The organism is Actinocrinis puniceicyclus, from assembly GCF_018283645.1.
Lineage (GTDB): Bacteria > Actinomycetota > Actinomycetes > Streptomycetales > Catenulisporaceae > Actinocrinis > Actinocrinis puniceicyclus.
Window position 1 is genome coordinate 19,520 of sequence record NZ_JAGSXH010000003.1, and the last position, 13,554, is coordinate 33,073.

Here is a 13,554-nt window from a genome sequence, read left to right on the forward strand (position 1 = left end):
GACCAGGTAGCCTGGGACGGTGGTGAACTCCGTCTGGCCCCGGCTCGAAGCCCTGCTGCCGTCCGTGCGCAAACCGATCCAGTACGTCGGCGGGGAGCTGAACTCCACGGTGAAGGAGTGGGACGCCTGCGACGTGCGCTGGGCGCTGATGTACCCGGACGCCTACGAGGTGGGGCTGCCGAACCAGGGCACCATGATCCTCTACGAGGTGCTCAACGAGCGCGAGGGCGTGCTGGCCGAGCGCACCTACTCGGTGTGGCCGGACCTGGAAGCGCTCATGCGCGAGCACGGGGTGCCGCAGTTCACCGTGGACGCGCACCGGCCGCTGGGCGCCTTCGACCTGTTCGGCGTCTCCTTCTCCACCGAGCTGGGCTATACGAACATGCTCACGGCGCTCGACCTGGCCGGCATCCCGATGGCGGCCGTGGACCGCGACGAGTCGCACCCGGTCGTCATCGCCGGCGGGCACGCCGCGTTCAATCCCGAGCCGATCGCGGACTTCGTCGACGCGGCGGTTCTCGGCGACGGCGAGCAGGCGGTGCTCACGATCACCGACATCGTGCGCGCGTGGAAGGCCGAGGGCAGGCCCGGCGGCCGCGACGAACTGCTGATGCGGCTCGCCCGCACCGGGGGTGTCTACGTCCCGCGCTTCTACGACGTCGAATACCTCCCGGACGGGCGGATCAAGCGCGTGGTGCCGAACCGGCCCGGCGTGCCGTGGCGGGTCTCGAAGCACACGGTCATGGACCTCGACGAGTGGCCGTATCCGAAGCGGCCGCTGGTCCCGCTGGCGGAGACCGTGCACGAGCGGATGAGCGTGGAGATCTTCCGCGGCTGCACCCGCGGCTGCCGGTTCTGCCAGGCCGGGATGATCACCCGCCCGGTGCGCGAGCGCTCGATCACCGGCGTCGGCGAGATGGTCGAGCAGGGACTTTCCGCCACCGGGTACGAGGAGGTCGGGCTGCTCTCGCTCTCCTCGGCCGACCACAGCGAGATCGCCGAGATCGCCAAGGGGCTGGCCGACCGGTACGAGGGGACGCAGACCTCGCTCTCGCTGCCCTCCACGCGCGTCGACGCGTTCAACATCGACCTGGCCAACGAGCTGTCCCGCAACGGTCGTCGCAGCGGCCTGACGTTTGCGCCGGAGGGCGGCAGCGAGCGGATCCGCCGCGTCATCAACAAGATGGTCAGCGAGCAGGACCTGATCCGCACGGTCACCGCCGCGTACTCGGCGGGCTGGCGGCAGGTCAAGCTGTACTTCATGTGCGGCCTGCCGACCGAGACCGACGAGGACGTGCTTCAGATCGCGCAGATGGCGCGCAACGTGATCAAGGCGGGTCGTGAGGCCGCGGGCACCCGGGACATCCGCTGCACGGTGTCGATCGGCGGCTTCGTGCCCAAGCCGCACACGCCGTTCCAGTGGGCCGGGCAGTTGGGCGCCGAGGAGACGGACGCGCGCCTGGCCAAGCTGCGCGACGCGATCCGCGCCGACCGGGACTACGGCCGCGCGATCGGCTTCCGCTACCACGACGGCAAGCCGGGCATCGTCGAGGGCCTGCTCTCCCGCGGAGACCGGAGAGTGGGCAAGGTCATCCGCGCCGTGTACGACGACGGCGGCCGGTTCGACGGCTGGAGCGAGTTCTTCTCCTACGAGCGCTGGATGCTGGCCGCGCAGCGGGCGCTCAAGGACGAGCCGGTCGACGTGGCCTGGTACACCACGCGGGAGCGGGACCAGGTCGAGGTGCTGCCGTGGGACCACCTGGACTCCGGTCTGGACCGCGAGTGGCTGTGGGAGGACTGGCAGGACGCGCTGCGCGAGGTCGAGGTCGACGACTGCCGGTGGACGCCGTGCTTCGACTGCGGCGTGTGCCCGCAGATGCAGACCGAGATCCAGGTCGGCCCGACCGGCAAGAAGCTGCTGCCGCTGACAGTGGTCTGATCCCAGCGACGGTTACGCCGGTGTCTCCCGGCGTCCCGTGCGTCGGCGGCGGTTCATCGACGGCGGGGCGCGCGTCCGCGTTGCTTCCGCGCCGGCGTGCGTCCGCAGACCGGCGCGCGAGGCGCGCGCACCGGCCGGTCGTGCGACCCCGCGCGCGCTCTGCTCTCAGACGTCTGTTTCCCGCCATGATCCAAGATCTGCTATGACCCACGGTGAGAGAACCGGTACGGTCGGTGGCATGGTTGATCGAATCGGGCGCGGGGGCGCCGTGGAACCGGTCTGGGACACCCTCACACACCATGAGGACTACGCGATCCCGTACTGGGTCTCCGAGAACGTCACGGTACACATGTGGCAGGCGATGCCGGAGAGCCTGTGCCGGCGGCTGGAGGTGGTCGACGGACGGGCCGTGCTGCTCGGCTCGCCCACCGATGACCATCAGGGTGCGGCGTTGAGCCTGGGGATCGGGCTGCGATCGCACGCGCGTGCCTACGCGCAGGCCAGCGGTCGGCCGGTGGACGCGCTGTACGGCTACGACCTGCGTCTGCGTACTGATCCGCTGCATCACCGCCGGCCCGACGTGATCGTGTACGGGCAGGCGCCGGGCCGCGGGCTGCCCACGCCGTCGGACACGCTGCTGGTCGTCGAGGTGGTCTCGCCGTCCAGCCGGGTGATCGACACCGTGCACAAGTCCGCCGAGTACGCCGCGGCCGGAGTGCCGCACTACTGGACCGTGGAGACCGGCGACGGGTCGATCTGCGCCATCAGCTGGTACGCGCTCCCGGACGGCGACAAGCGCTACCGGCTGCGGGCCCAGTGGACCCCGCAGCTGACCCCGGAAGGGATCTGGACCGACGCGCCGTTTCCGATCCGCATCGCATGGGACGAACTCGCGTTCTAGAGGGTTCTGGACGGAAGGACGTCCGCGGGACGAACAGCGGATCCCGACCTGGTCGACCCGCCCGCCGTCGTCGTCATCGTGATCGTCGGCCGATTCGACGTGGACGAGGCCATCCCGTGCCGGCGACCACGACTGGACCACGAGGTGCGCGCGCGGCGTCCAACGACATTACCTGCGGGTAACCTGGTCTGGATTCATGCGTGTGGCGGTTCTAGGCTTGCGCCATGACGACGAGCGGTGTGACTCCCCAGACGGCCCCCGGTCCGGCGCCGGGCGCCGGTGCGAACGGCGCGGCGACGCGGCTGGAGACGATCCGGCCCCACCTGCCCCGCGAGTTCGTCGCCAGGCTGGTCGAGGACGTCGTGGTCGGTTCCAACGCCGGCACGACGCCCATCCACGCTCCCGTCACCGGGGAGGTCATCGTCGAGCTGCCGCAGTCCGCGCCCGGCGACGTGCGCCTGGCCTTCCAGAAGGCGCGCGCCGCGCAGCCGGCCTGGGCCGCGCGGCCGGTCGGGGAACGGGCCGCGGTGCTGCGCCGCCTGCACGATCTGCTGTTCGACAACGAGCCGCACCTGCTGAACCTGGTGCAGATCGAGACCGGCAAGGCCAGGCTGCACGCCTACGAGGAGCTGGCCGGCGCGGCCGCGGCGCTGCGGCACTACGCGGCGGCCGCGCCGGGGTACCTCAAGACCCGGCGCCGCGCCGGCATCCTGCCCGGACTGACCAAGGTGTCCGAGGTCCGCCACCCGAAGGGCGTAGTCGGCCTGATCACGCCGTGGAACTACCCGCTCGCGCTCGTCGTCATGGACATAGCGCCGGCGCTGGTCGCAGGCAACGCGGTGGTGCACAAACCGGACAACGCGACCACGCTCACAGCGCTGTACCTGCGCCAGTTCGCGGTGCGCGCCGGGCTGCCACAGGACGCGTGGCAGATCGTCACCGGAGAGGGTCCGGTGACCGGCCCGGCCGTGGTCGACCACGCCGACTACGTCGCCTTCACCGGCTCGACCCGCACCGGCCGGCAGGTCGCGCAGCAGGCCGCCGGCCGGCTGATCGGCTGCTCGCTGGAACTCGGCGGTAAGAACTCGATGATCGTGTTCGACGACGCCGATCTGGAGAAGGCGGTGCAGGGGGCGCTGCGCGGCTGCTTCTCCTCGGCCGGGCAGCTGTGCGTGTCCTTCGAGCGGATATACGTGCACTACTCCCTGCACGATCAGTTCCTTGAGCGGTTCGTCACGGAGACCAAGGCGCTGCGGCTCGGCGGCGGTCTCGACTACGGGGCCGACGTCGGTTCGCTCGCCTCGACCCGGCAGTTGGAGTCCGTCACGCTGCACGTCGAGGACGCCCGCGCGAAGGGCGCGAAGGTGCTCGCCGGCGGCCGGCGCCGGCCCGACGTCGGCTCGCTGTTCTACGAGCCCACCATTCTCTCCGGGGTGACCGCCGCGATGAACGTGTACGCGCAGGAGACCTTCGGCCCGGTGGTGTCCGTGTTCGGATTCAAGAACGAGGCCGAGGTGCTGGAAGCGGCCAACGACACGGTCTACGGCCTGAACGCCGCGGTGTGGACCCGTGACGCGAAGCGCGCCCGCGAGGCCGCGCTGCGCCTGCACTCGGGCATGGTCAACGTGAACGAGGCGTACGGCGCCGCGTTCGGTTCCGTCGCCGCGGCCATCGGCGGGATGGGTGATTCCGGGCTCGGCCGACGCAACGGAGCCGAAGGAATACACCGATACACCGAGTTGCAGACGATAGCGCGGCAGACGGTGTTGCCGCTCGCGCCGTGGTTCGGCGAGTCACCCGAGCGTTACACCAAACAGCTGACTTTCTCGCTGCGGCTGCTCAAGCGTCTCGGACTGAAGTAGCGGTTGAACACGCGAACGAATACGCGAACCAATCTCGATCGCACGGCTCGCCGAGCGGCCGTGCGGCGCGCCCGATATGGGTAAAGACTTGGTAATGTCTGCCACCCGGCTATCTGCCGCCGTGCCCGGGCCAGTAGCGTGTAGGTGCAGATGGCACCGAACCGTCACCTCTGCGAGGGCCTTGGGGCTTGGGGGAGCGCGGGAATGGTGGATCTGACAACCTCACAGTTGTCCTATACGCAGAATTCCTGATTCGACGGGGATGGTGAACGATGGCCGGAGCCTATACAACCGACGCTGCGGTGATGCAGAAGGCGGCTCAGCAGGTGCAGCAGGTCAGCGAGGAGATCAACTCCGAACTGCGCTCCCTGATGAGCAGCCTTGAGCCGGTCGCCTCGTCCTGGAAGGGCAGTGCGGCCAGTGCTTTCCAGCAGCTGATGGCGCGTTGGCAGGAGGACGCCAGCAAGCTGACGCAGGCGCTGGACGGAATCGCCGGCATGCTCGACTCGACGACGAAGACCTACTCGCAGGCTGAAGAGTCCAACGCCTCGCAGATCAGCCAGATTCTCGGTAGCCTCGGCTGACCGGGCGGCGGACGGTCAGCGGGTTCTTCATCCCGCCACGGGGCGGGTCTTCATACGTACGAGGGGAGTAGCGCAGATGGGTTACGATCAGGGTCACGTGATGGTGACCTTCGCGACCATCGCGGAGGCATCGCAGAACGTGCAGCGCACCTACCAGAGCCTTGAGCAGAAGCTGAACGACCTGCACCAGTTCCTGCAGCCGATGGTGGCCGAGTGGACCGGTTCGGCCGCCGAGCAGTACCAGCAGAAGCAGCAGCAGTGGAACCAGGCCCAGACGGACCTCGGCAACGTGCTGCAGACCATCGGCCGGGTGCTGGAGGACACGCACACCGCCTACACGCAGACCGAGCAGGCCAACAGCCAGGCCTGGGCCTGAGGTCGAGCCCGAGGCGCATCGTGCCCGGTCTTTCCGGTCCGCGTCCGCGGATCGAACAGACCGGCGCACTCTGATCGCGTTCTGATAATGTGCCGAGCGTGCTTCGGTCGCGGCGATTTGGCTATGGCTTTCCGGCAGGTCCGGTGGGCCAGGCGGTCGCGCGCTGACGAACACGGCGAGACCTCATCCGGCGCCCCGGACCCCGCAGGGTCCGGGGCGCCGTCGCGTCCGAGGTCGGACCGCGCGGCTCCCGGCGCCTTCCCGGCAGGAAGGACCGACCGACCATGAACACCGCCGACACGCCCACCGCCGACACACCTACCGTCGTCACCTCCGACGATGACGCAGTGCACTGCGGCCGTGAACGCATCGACGCGCTGGACGCGCAGATCACCGCCCTGGTGCTGAGCCGCGTCGAGGCCTCGCGGCAGATCCAGGCGGCCCGCGTCGCCGACGGCGGCCGCCGGGTCGACCTGCGCCGGGAGACCGAGATCATCGGCCGGTACAGCGCCGCGCTCGGCCGCCCGGGCATCGCGATCGCGATGGCGTTGCTGGAACTCGGCCGCGGACGCGCGTAACCGGACGTCCGTTCAGTCGTTGTCCCGGGCGGATGGGCCGGGGCGAACGGCCGCGGCCGAGAACGAGCGACGACCGGACCGTGGTTGTGGGACCTCGTCTCGGTGCGTGTCTGCCGGCAGGGGACAGTCGGCGGACGTCCGCGTACCCTTCCTTCTTCGCGGCCGGCCGCCGCTACAGCGGTTCCGGCCGGCCGCGAAGAGCCCCGTAGACTGGTGCGCACTATGGACTCCACCACCCCGCTGGTCCTCGTCATCGACTTCGGCGCCCAGTACGCCCAGCTGATCGCCCGCCGGGTCCGCGAGGCGCGCGTCTACAGCGAAATCGTGCCGCACGATCTGTCCGTCGCCGAGATACTGGCGAAACGGCCGGCCGCGATCATCCTTTCCGGCGGTCCCTCCTCCGTGTACGCCGAGGGCGCCCCGAGCGTGGGGGCGGAGCTGTTCCGGGCGGGCGTGCCCACATTCGGCATCTGCTACGGCTTCCAGGCCATGGCGCGCGCGCTCGGCGGCGTGGTCGACAAGACCGGCACCAGCGAGTACGGCGGCACCGACCTGGTGGTCGGCGAGCCGGCCTCGACCCTCTTCGCAGGCACCGCGCCGGCGCAGTCCGTCTGGATGTCGCACGGCGACTCGGTGGTCGCCGCGCCCGAGGGCTTCCGGGTCAGCGCGAGCACGCCCGGCACGCCGGTGGCCGCCTTCGAGGACGACGAACTGCGGTTGTACGGCGTCCAGTACCACCCCGAGGTGATGCACTCCGAGTACGGGCAGAAGGTGCTGGAGAACTTCCTTTACCGCGGCGCCGGCATCACGCCGAGCTGGACCATGGTCAACATCGTGGACGAGGCCGTCGCGTCGATCCGCGCCCAGGTCGGCGAGCGGCGCGCGATCTGCGGCCTGTCCGGCGGCGTGGACTCCGCGGTGGCCGCGGCCCTCGTGCAACGCGCCATCGGCAACCGGCTCACCTGCGTTTTCGTGGACCACGGGCTGCTGCGCAAGGGAGAGGCGGAGCAGGTCGAGAAGGACTTCGTCGCGGCCACCGGCGTCGCGCTGAAGGTGGTCGACGCCAGGCGGCGCTTCCTCGACGCGCTGGCCGGGGTGAGCGACCCCGAGGAGAAGCGCAAGATCATCGGCCGGGAGTTCATCCGGGTCTTCGAGCAGGCGCAGGCGCAGATCGTCGAGCAGTCCGCGAAGCAGGCCGCGCAGGACGAGCGCCAGGAGCCGTCCGCGCACAGCGCTTCGTTCTCCGACTGGTGCCTCGTGCAGGGCACGCTCTACCCGGACGTGGTGGAGTCCGGCGGCGGCGCGGGCACCGCGAACATCAAGTCGCACCACAACGTCGGCGGCCTGCCCGACGACCTCGAATTCGAGCTCGTCGAACCGCTGCGCAAGCTGTTCAAGGACGAGGTGCGCCGGGTCGGCGAGGAACTGGGCCTGCCCGCGGAGATAGTCTGGCGCCAGCCCTTCCCCGGGCCGGGCCTGGGCATCCGCATCGTCGGCGAGGTCACCGAGCAGCGGCTGGACCTGCTGCGCGAGGCGGACGCGATCGCCCGCGAGGAGCTGACCCGCGCCGGGCTCGACCGGGACATCTGGCAGTGCCCTGTGGTGCTGCTCGCGGAGGTGCGCTCGGTGGGCGTGCAGGGAGACGGGCGCACCTACGGCCACCCGATCGTGCTGCGCCCGGTTTCCTCCGAGGACGCGATGACCGCGGACTGGACCCGGCTGCCGTACGACGTGCTGGCGCGGATCTCCACGCGGATAACGAACGAGGTGCGCGACATCAACCGGGTCGCGCTGGACGTGACTTCGAAGCCGCCGGGCACCATCGAGTGGGAGTGAGCCGCGAAGGCCGGGCCGCCCCGGCTCGCGGTGTCGTTTTCCCGTAACGGATTGCGCCGCGGTCCGCTGTACCCGCCCGGGGCGCGCCCTCACCGGTGTACGCTCCGATCCTGCTGCTCGATCGCGAACGTACGAAGAATCATCATCGCGTTGCCAGGGAGGGGGCGGGCGTGGCCCACGGACCGGATTGCCACTGCTCGGTCCGGCGGGACTACGACCTCGAACTCGCGCAGTTCGCCGACCGCTGTCTGGAGTTCGCCCGCGGGGAAGGCGTGCCCGCCGCGCTGGCGCACTCCGAGTCCGGCGCGAAGCAGTGGGTCTCCGACGAGCTGACCCGGCGGGCCGGACGGCTGGCCGCGGTCTCGCGCCGGGAGAACGCCGCCTGGATCGCGCTGGTCGGCCGGCAGGCGCAACGGGGTGCCTGGTGGCTGCTGGCCGCCGTGCTGGTGCTCGATCTGGCCACGCTGCCGCTCTCGGCGGGCTGGACCCTGCCGCGCACGGCCACGCCGCTGGCCTTCCTCGCCTTCGCGGCGCTGTTCACGCTGTTCAGCCTGGTGCACGGCGACATCGGCGGCGTGCTGTGCTTCCTGGTGGGTGTGGACGGGCGGCTCTCGCTGCCGCGCACCCTGGGCGTGCTGTGGGCGTCCAGCCTGGCCACCGCGTTCGTCTACTTCGGAATCGAGGACATAGCCGCGGGTTCGGCGGCGGACCGGGCGCAGGTCGCCGCGGCGATCTCGCATCCGCACTGGGAGTACCTGGCGCTGCTGGCCGCGCCGGTGTTCGTGGCCGTGGTCAGCGGCGCGGTCAGCGCGGCGCGCATGCGCCGCAGGGCGGCGCCCTACCTGCCGGGCCAGCGCTCGCAACTGCGCGACCTGCTGGTCGAGGAGAGCGGCCTGGGCTCGCTGGCCGCGGCGGTGTGGCTGCCGGTGAACCTGGTCGGGGTGCTGTTCCTCGTGGTCGGCCTGGCGAAGAACCCGTACCAGCTGCCGCGGCTGCCCGACGCGGTCACCGTGATCGCGCTCGGCGCGGCGGCGCTGTATCTGGGCGTGAAGCTGACCGAGGTGCGCAAGCCGGTCCTGGTCTCGGTCGTCAGGGTTCGCACACCGGGCGAGCCGGACGGCCCGATCCGCCAGGGCGACGAGATCGAGATCCGCGGCCTGGGCTTCGTCCCCGCGGCGGCCCGCGCCCCGGACCAGCTCTCCCGGATCGTGGTCAAGCTCGGCCCGGTGCACATCCACGTCCCGCTGGTTCCGGATCAGGACGGCGGGTTCGCCAACCCGACCGACACGAGTGTCACCGTCCCGATTCCGTACGAGGCCGAACCCGGCCCGTGGACGGTGCGCGTGGTGACGGCCGCGGGCCTGGAGACCGACGACTACCCGCTGGACATCCTCGCCGACGAGGTCTGATACGTCCCGCGCCGGCGTCCTACCGGTCGCCGCGGCTCGACCGGGTGTGGCTCTCGCGGCGGGCTCGCACGAACGCTCCGACCACCCCGGACAGGCCGAGGCCGAGCAGCAGGAACGAGCCCGTCCAGCCCGCGTTGACGGTAAGGTGGCCGCCCGACGCGAGTAGGTACGCGCCGCCGAGCAGGAAGAACACCAGACCGACACCGATCGACACCGGGTCGGCCGCGCCGCGCGTCGACGGCTTGGGGCGCTGCCGCGCGGATGCGCGCGGATGCTCGGGGCCGCTCGCCACGGTCGCCTCCTGGAGGGTCGGATAGTCGGGTACCGGGACCGCGAACGTCTCGCCGGTCGCGGTGAACGGCTCGCGGAGGGTCAGGTGTTCGGCCTCTGAGTTCGGGCCGGAATCCGGCCGCTCGGCCGCCCGGCCGGCCGCCGGGGTTTCGCGCGGTTCGTCAGGCACGGTCCACCTCCAAAGATCCCATGCCCACCTTGATGTCCAGCACGATGGTTCCGTGGGAGCCGGCTAAGGCCGGTTCGGCGAAGCCGTCGGTCAGGTCGATCCCGTTGTGCTCGGAGTCGTCGGGGAAGAGGATGTGGCCGGCGCCGACGTGCGCGGTGATCTCGACCGCCACGTCGTCGGGCACCGTGACCCTCAGCTGGCCGACGCCGACGTAAGCCCTGACGTGCACGGCGCCGCCGCGCGGGTCGATCGCGGACAGGTCCAGCTCGCCGTGACCTACCGCCGCGTCGTACGGTGACGCGAGGGCGGCCGCGGATACCGGCGTCCAGAACACGTGCCCGGTCTCGCCGCGCAGCGGCATGCCGACGGCATTGGCCAGGATCAGCGGCACCGCGAGCACCAGTCCGAGCGGAATCAGCGCTCTGGCCCGCCCGAACAGGCCCCCGACGACCATGCCCGCGCCCACCGCCATGACCGCGACCGCCACCCCGGAGGTCACCCCGATGTGGAAGACGCCTGCTTTCCCCAGCACCCCGAGCAGGCCGAGGAGCAGCAGCGCCGCGGAGAGCGCCAGGCCGCTGAGCCGGCGCTGTCTCGGTTCGCCGGCGGGTTCTCGGCCGGAGAGGAGGGAAGGGTCGTAGGCGGGCAAGGTGCCCGCGCTCGTCGTCCTCGCTCCCGCATCCGCGGCCCCGGCTTCCCGACCGACGGGGCCGGGCGCCTGAAGGCCCGGTGCCTGGAGGTCCGGGGCTGCCTGGGCCGCCACCGGGCGCTGCCACCACGGCCGCGGCGCCGCGGCCCCCTGCCGTCCGGGACCGGCGTACTGAGCCGTACCGGCCCGCGCCCCGCGGCTGGCGTCGCCACGCCAGACGAGCACGAGGACGATCACCGAGGCGATCACGAGTAGCGGTACCGCATGGTCGAAGCCCCGGCTCAGCGTCGTCAGCGCCGCCATGAAGCCCAGCGCCATCAGGACCGCCACCGCCACCGCGCCGAGCGCGCTACGGCCCGTCAGCAGCCGGTGCGCCTCGGATTCGTCCTCCCCGTCGCAGGGGACGAACAGCCACGCGGTCGCGTAGGCCAGCAGTCCGAAACCGCCGAAGAAGGTCAGCACGGCGAACAGGATGCGAAAGACGATCGGGTCGACGTCCAGGTGGCGCCCGAGGCCCCCGCAGACCCCCGCGATCATCCTGGAACGCCGGTCCCGCCGCAGCGGCGCGCGAAGCGGGTCCGGCCCCTGCCCCGGTCCCGGTCCCGCGGACGCCTCCGCCTGTCCGCCGGCCCGCGTGCCCGCCGCCGGATCAGGCCCCGGACCCGGTACCGCTCCTGCGCTCCAGGCGTCGCTGTCGTGGTCGCGGTCGCCGCCGCTGTCGCCGCCGCCGATTCCCGAGCTCTGCTCATCGCTCATGGGGTAAACACTGCCCGGGCCGAGCGGTTCGCCGCATCGGGCGCGGCCAGGATTCGACCCGGAATCGTGCCCTGAGTGCGGCTCCGGGTCATCCCCGATGCACAGCAGCTCCTGACCGTGTGAGCATGGCTGACGTGATGCCGTTGTGACGCCGCCGCTGCCTGAGGGCACCCGCCGCCTTTACCGGTCGTCGCAGCGGCGGCTGATCGGCGGGATCGCGAGCGGGCTCTCGCTGCATCTCGGCGTCGACGTCTGGCTGCTGCGCCTCGCGTTCGTCCTGCTGGCCCTGATCGACGGTGCCGGGCTGGTCGCTTACGCGGCGTTCTGGCTGTTCGTGCCGCTCGGCCGGGTACCGCCGGCGGATCGCGCCGAGCCGCGCCCCGGAGCCCGTGCCACGCTGGCGATCATGGTCGCGGCCGAGGCGGTCATCGTGGCCGGGATGGGGGCGGCGGGTCCGCCCGGCAAGTGGAACGTCATCCTGCCGGTGGCCGCGGTGGTGGCCGGGCTCGGGGTGCTGTGGCGCCAAGCCGACGACGAGCAGCGCGCCCGCTGGTTCTCGACCGGCAGGCGGCGGCCCAGGCTCGCCATGCTGGTGCGCAGCGGCGTGGGGGCGCTCGTGGTGCTCGGCGGCATCACGATGATGACGTCCGGGGGCCAGCCGTGGCAGCACGCCGGGCGGGTGCTGATGGCCGCGTTCGCGTTGGTGATCGGCGTCGTGCTGATCGCGATGCCGTTCCTGTTGCGGGTCTTCCGGGACCTGTCGGCGGAGCGTGCCGAGCGAATCCGCTCGCAGGAACGCACCGAGGTCGCCGCGCTCATGCATGACTCCGTGCTGCACACGCTGACGCTCATACAGCGCAGCAGTGGTGACTCGACCGAGGTGGCCAGGCTGGCCCGGGCCCAGGAGCGCGAACTGCGGGCCTGGCTCTACGAAGGCGGGCCGCGGCCCCGCGTCGGCGACGAGGCGGCGCCGCGGACCTTCGTGCAGGCGGTCAAGGCGGCCCTCGCCGAGGTGGAGGACCTGCACGGGATCCAGATCGAGCTGGTGACGGTCGGCGACGCGCCGCTCGACGACCGGCTGCACGCCTGTGTGGCCGCGGCGCGCGAGGCGGCGGTCAACGCCGCGAAGTACGCCAAGGGCGCCGCGATCTCGGTGTATGCGGAAGCTGAGACGGCGGGCGGGCGCATCCGCGGCGCCGAGGTCTTCGTGCGTGACCGCGGCCCCGGTTTCGACCTGGATCGCGTTGCCGCGGACCGAATGGGGATCCGCGAGTCCATCGTCGGCCGGATGAAGCGGCACGGTGGGAGCGCGAGCATTCGCACGGCGCCCGGAGAGGGTACCGAAGTACGCATAGAGTGGCGCTGTGACTGAGCAGGTGGGGGCGCGGGTGGACGACGCGGCGTCGGGCGCGGAGCCGATCAGGCTGGTGTTGGTGGACGACCACCGCTTGTTCCGCACCGGGGTGAGAGCGGAGCTGGACCAGGTCGCCGGCGCCGCGATCGAGGTGGTTGGCGAGGCGGACGATGCGCCGCGAGCGGTGTCGGTGATCCTGGCGACAAGGCCGCAGGTGGTGCTTCTCGACGTGCACCTTCCCGGCGGCGGCGGGGTCGAGGTGCTCAAGCAGTGCCAGGCCAGGGCGCCGGAGGTGCGCTTTCTGGCCCTGTCCGTCTCCGACGCGGCCGAGGACGTGATCGGCGTGATCCGGGGCGGCGCGCGCGGCTACGTCACCAAGTCGATCACCGGGATCGAACTGGTCGACGCCGTGCGGCGGGTCGCCGACGGCGATGCGGTGTTCTCGCCGCGGCTGGCCGGCTTCGTGCTGGACGCCTTTTCCGGTTCGGCCGCGCCGGTGGACGAGGAACTGGACCGGCTCACCGCGCGCGAACGCGAAGTGCTGCGGCTGATCGCGCGCGGCTACGCCTACAAGGAGATCGCCCGCGAGCTGGTCATCTCGGTCAAGACGGTGGAGAGCCACGTCTCGTCGGTTCTGCGCAAGCTCCAGCTGTCGAACCGGCACGAGCTGTCCCGATGGGCGACGGCCCGCCGGCTCGTCTGAGACGGTGCGAAGGCTCGGCGGGCCGGAATGATCCGAAAAGTAGTGAGCCTTTCTCATATATAGTGGCCCGAGAATCGGGGTCGGGCACACCGCGGTCCGGTGACACGGGCGACCGGTGGCACGGGCGACCGGTGGCACGGGGGTCTG

The 13,554-nt window shown here is 71.2% G+C and carries 12 protein-coding genes; 10 read left to right on the forward strand and 2 right to left on the reverse strand.

The window, feature by feature from the left end:
* Nucleotides 1–19: 19 nt before the first annotated feature.
* The 8 genes from KGA66_RS01480 (at nt 20) to KGA66_RS01515 (ending at nt 9,485) form a co-directional block, all read left to right on the forward strand.
* Entirely contained in the window at nt 20–1,939 is a 1,920-nt protein-coding gene (locus tag KGA66_RS01480) for a TIGR03960 family B12-binding radical SAM protein (RefSeq protein WP_211463626.1), read from the forward strand.
* Nucleotides 1,940–2,177: 238 nt separating this feature from the next.
* The gene (locus tag KGA66_RS01485; RefSeq protein WP_211463628.1) at nt 2,178–2,840 is read left to right on the forward strand and encodes a Uma2 family endonuclease; all 663 of its coding nucleotides are present in this window, start codon (nt 2,178–2,180) and stop codon (nt 2,838–2,840) included.
* Nucleotides 2,841–3,064: 224 nt separating this feature from the next.
* The gene (locus KGA66_RS01490) at nt 3,065–4,702 is read left to right on the forward strand and encodes a succinic semialdehyde dehydrogenase (protein ID WP_211463630.1); all 1,638 of its coding nucleotides are present in this window, start codon (nt 3,065–3,067) and stop codon (nt 4,700–4,702) included.
* 272 nt (nt 4,703–4,974) lie between these two features.
* A complete protein-coding gene (locus tag KGA66_RS01495) occupies nt 4,975–5,286 on the forward strand; it encodes a WXG100 family type VII secretion target (RefSeq protein ID WP_281416316.1) in 312 nt (103 codons plus the stop codon).
* Between the two features lie 76 nt (nt 5,287–5,362).
* On the forward strand, nt 5,363–5,662 hold the full coding sequence (locus tag KGA66_RS01500) for a WXG100 family type VII secretion target (protein ID WP_211463632.1): 300 nt from the start codon (nt 5,363–5,365) through the stop codon (nt 5,660–5,662).
* Between the two features lie 284 nt (nt 5,663–5,946).
* Nucleotides 5,947–6,240 carry a chorismate mutase gene (locus KGA66_RS01505; RefSeq protein WP_211463633.1) on the forward strand — a complete coding sequence of 98 codons (294 nt, stop codon included), beginning with the start codon at nt 5,947–5,949 and terminating at the stop codon, nt 6,238–6,240.
* A 222-nt stretch (nt 6,241–6,462) separates the two neighbouring features.
* Complete coding sequence (guaA, locus tag KGA66_RS01510; RefSeq protein ID WP_211463634.1) at nt 6,463–8,076, forward strand: glutamine-hydrolyzing GMP synthase; 1,614 nt, start codon at nt 6,463–6,465, stop codon at nt 8,074–8,076.
* A gap of 170 nt (nt 8,077–8,246) precedes the next feature.
* Nucleotides 8,247–9,485 (forward strand): hypothetical protein, encoded by a 1,239-nt coding sequence (locus tag KGA66_RS01515; RefSeq protein ID WP_211463635.1) that lies wholly within the window; start codon nt 8,247–8,249, stop codon nt 9,483–9,485.
* A 19-nt stretch (nt 9,486–9,504) separates the two neighbouring features.
* Here the strand turns inward: KGA66_RS01515 and KGA66_RS01520 are convergent, their stop codons facing one another.
* On the reverse strand, nt 9,505–9,945 hold the full coding sequence (locus KGA66_RS01520; RefSeq protein ID WP_211463636.1) for a hypothetical protein: 441 nt from the start codon (nt 9,943–9,945) through the stop codon (nt 9,505–9,507).
* Nucleotides 9,938–11,350: a PspC domain-containing protein gene (locus tag KGA66_RS01525; RefSeq protein WP_211463637.1), complete on the reverse strand. Its 1,413-nt coding sequence runs from the start codon at nt 11,348–11,350 to the stop codon at nt 9,938–9,940. The genes KGA66_RS01520 and KGA66_RS01525 overlap by 8 nt, the downstream gene beginning before the upstream one ends.
* A 145-nt stretch (nt 11,351–11,495) precedes the next feature.
* Between KGA66_RS01525 and KGA66_RS01530 the strand changes: the two genes are divergently transcribed.
* Both KGA66_RS01530 and KGA66_RS01535 read left to right on the forward strand, forming a co-directional pair.
* Nucleotides 11,496–12,722 carry an ATP-binding protein gene (locus KGA66_RS01530; protein WP_211463638.1) on the forward strand — a complete coding sequence of 409 codons (1,227 nt, stop codon included), beginning with the start codon at nt 11,496–11,498 and terminating at the stop codon, nt 12,720–12,722.
* Nucleotides 12,715–13,407 (forward strand): response regulator, encoded by a 693-nt coding sequence (locus KGA66_RS01535; protein WP_312886682.1) that lies wholly within the window; start codon nt 12,715–12,717, stop codon nt 13,405–13,407. Before KGA66_RS01530 ends, KGA66_RS01535 begins: the two co-directional genes overlap by 8 nt.
* Nucleotides 13,408–13,554 lie beyond the last annotated feature (147 nt).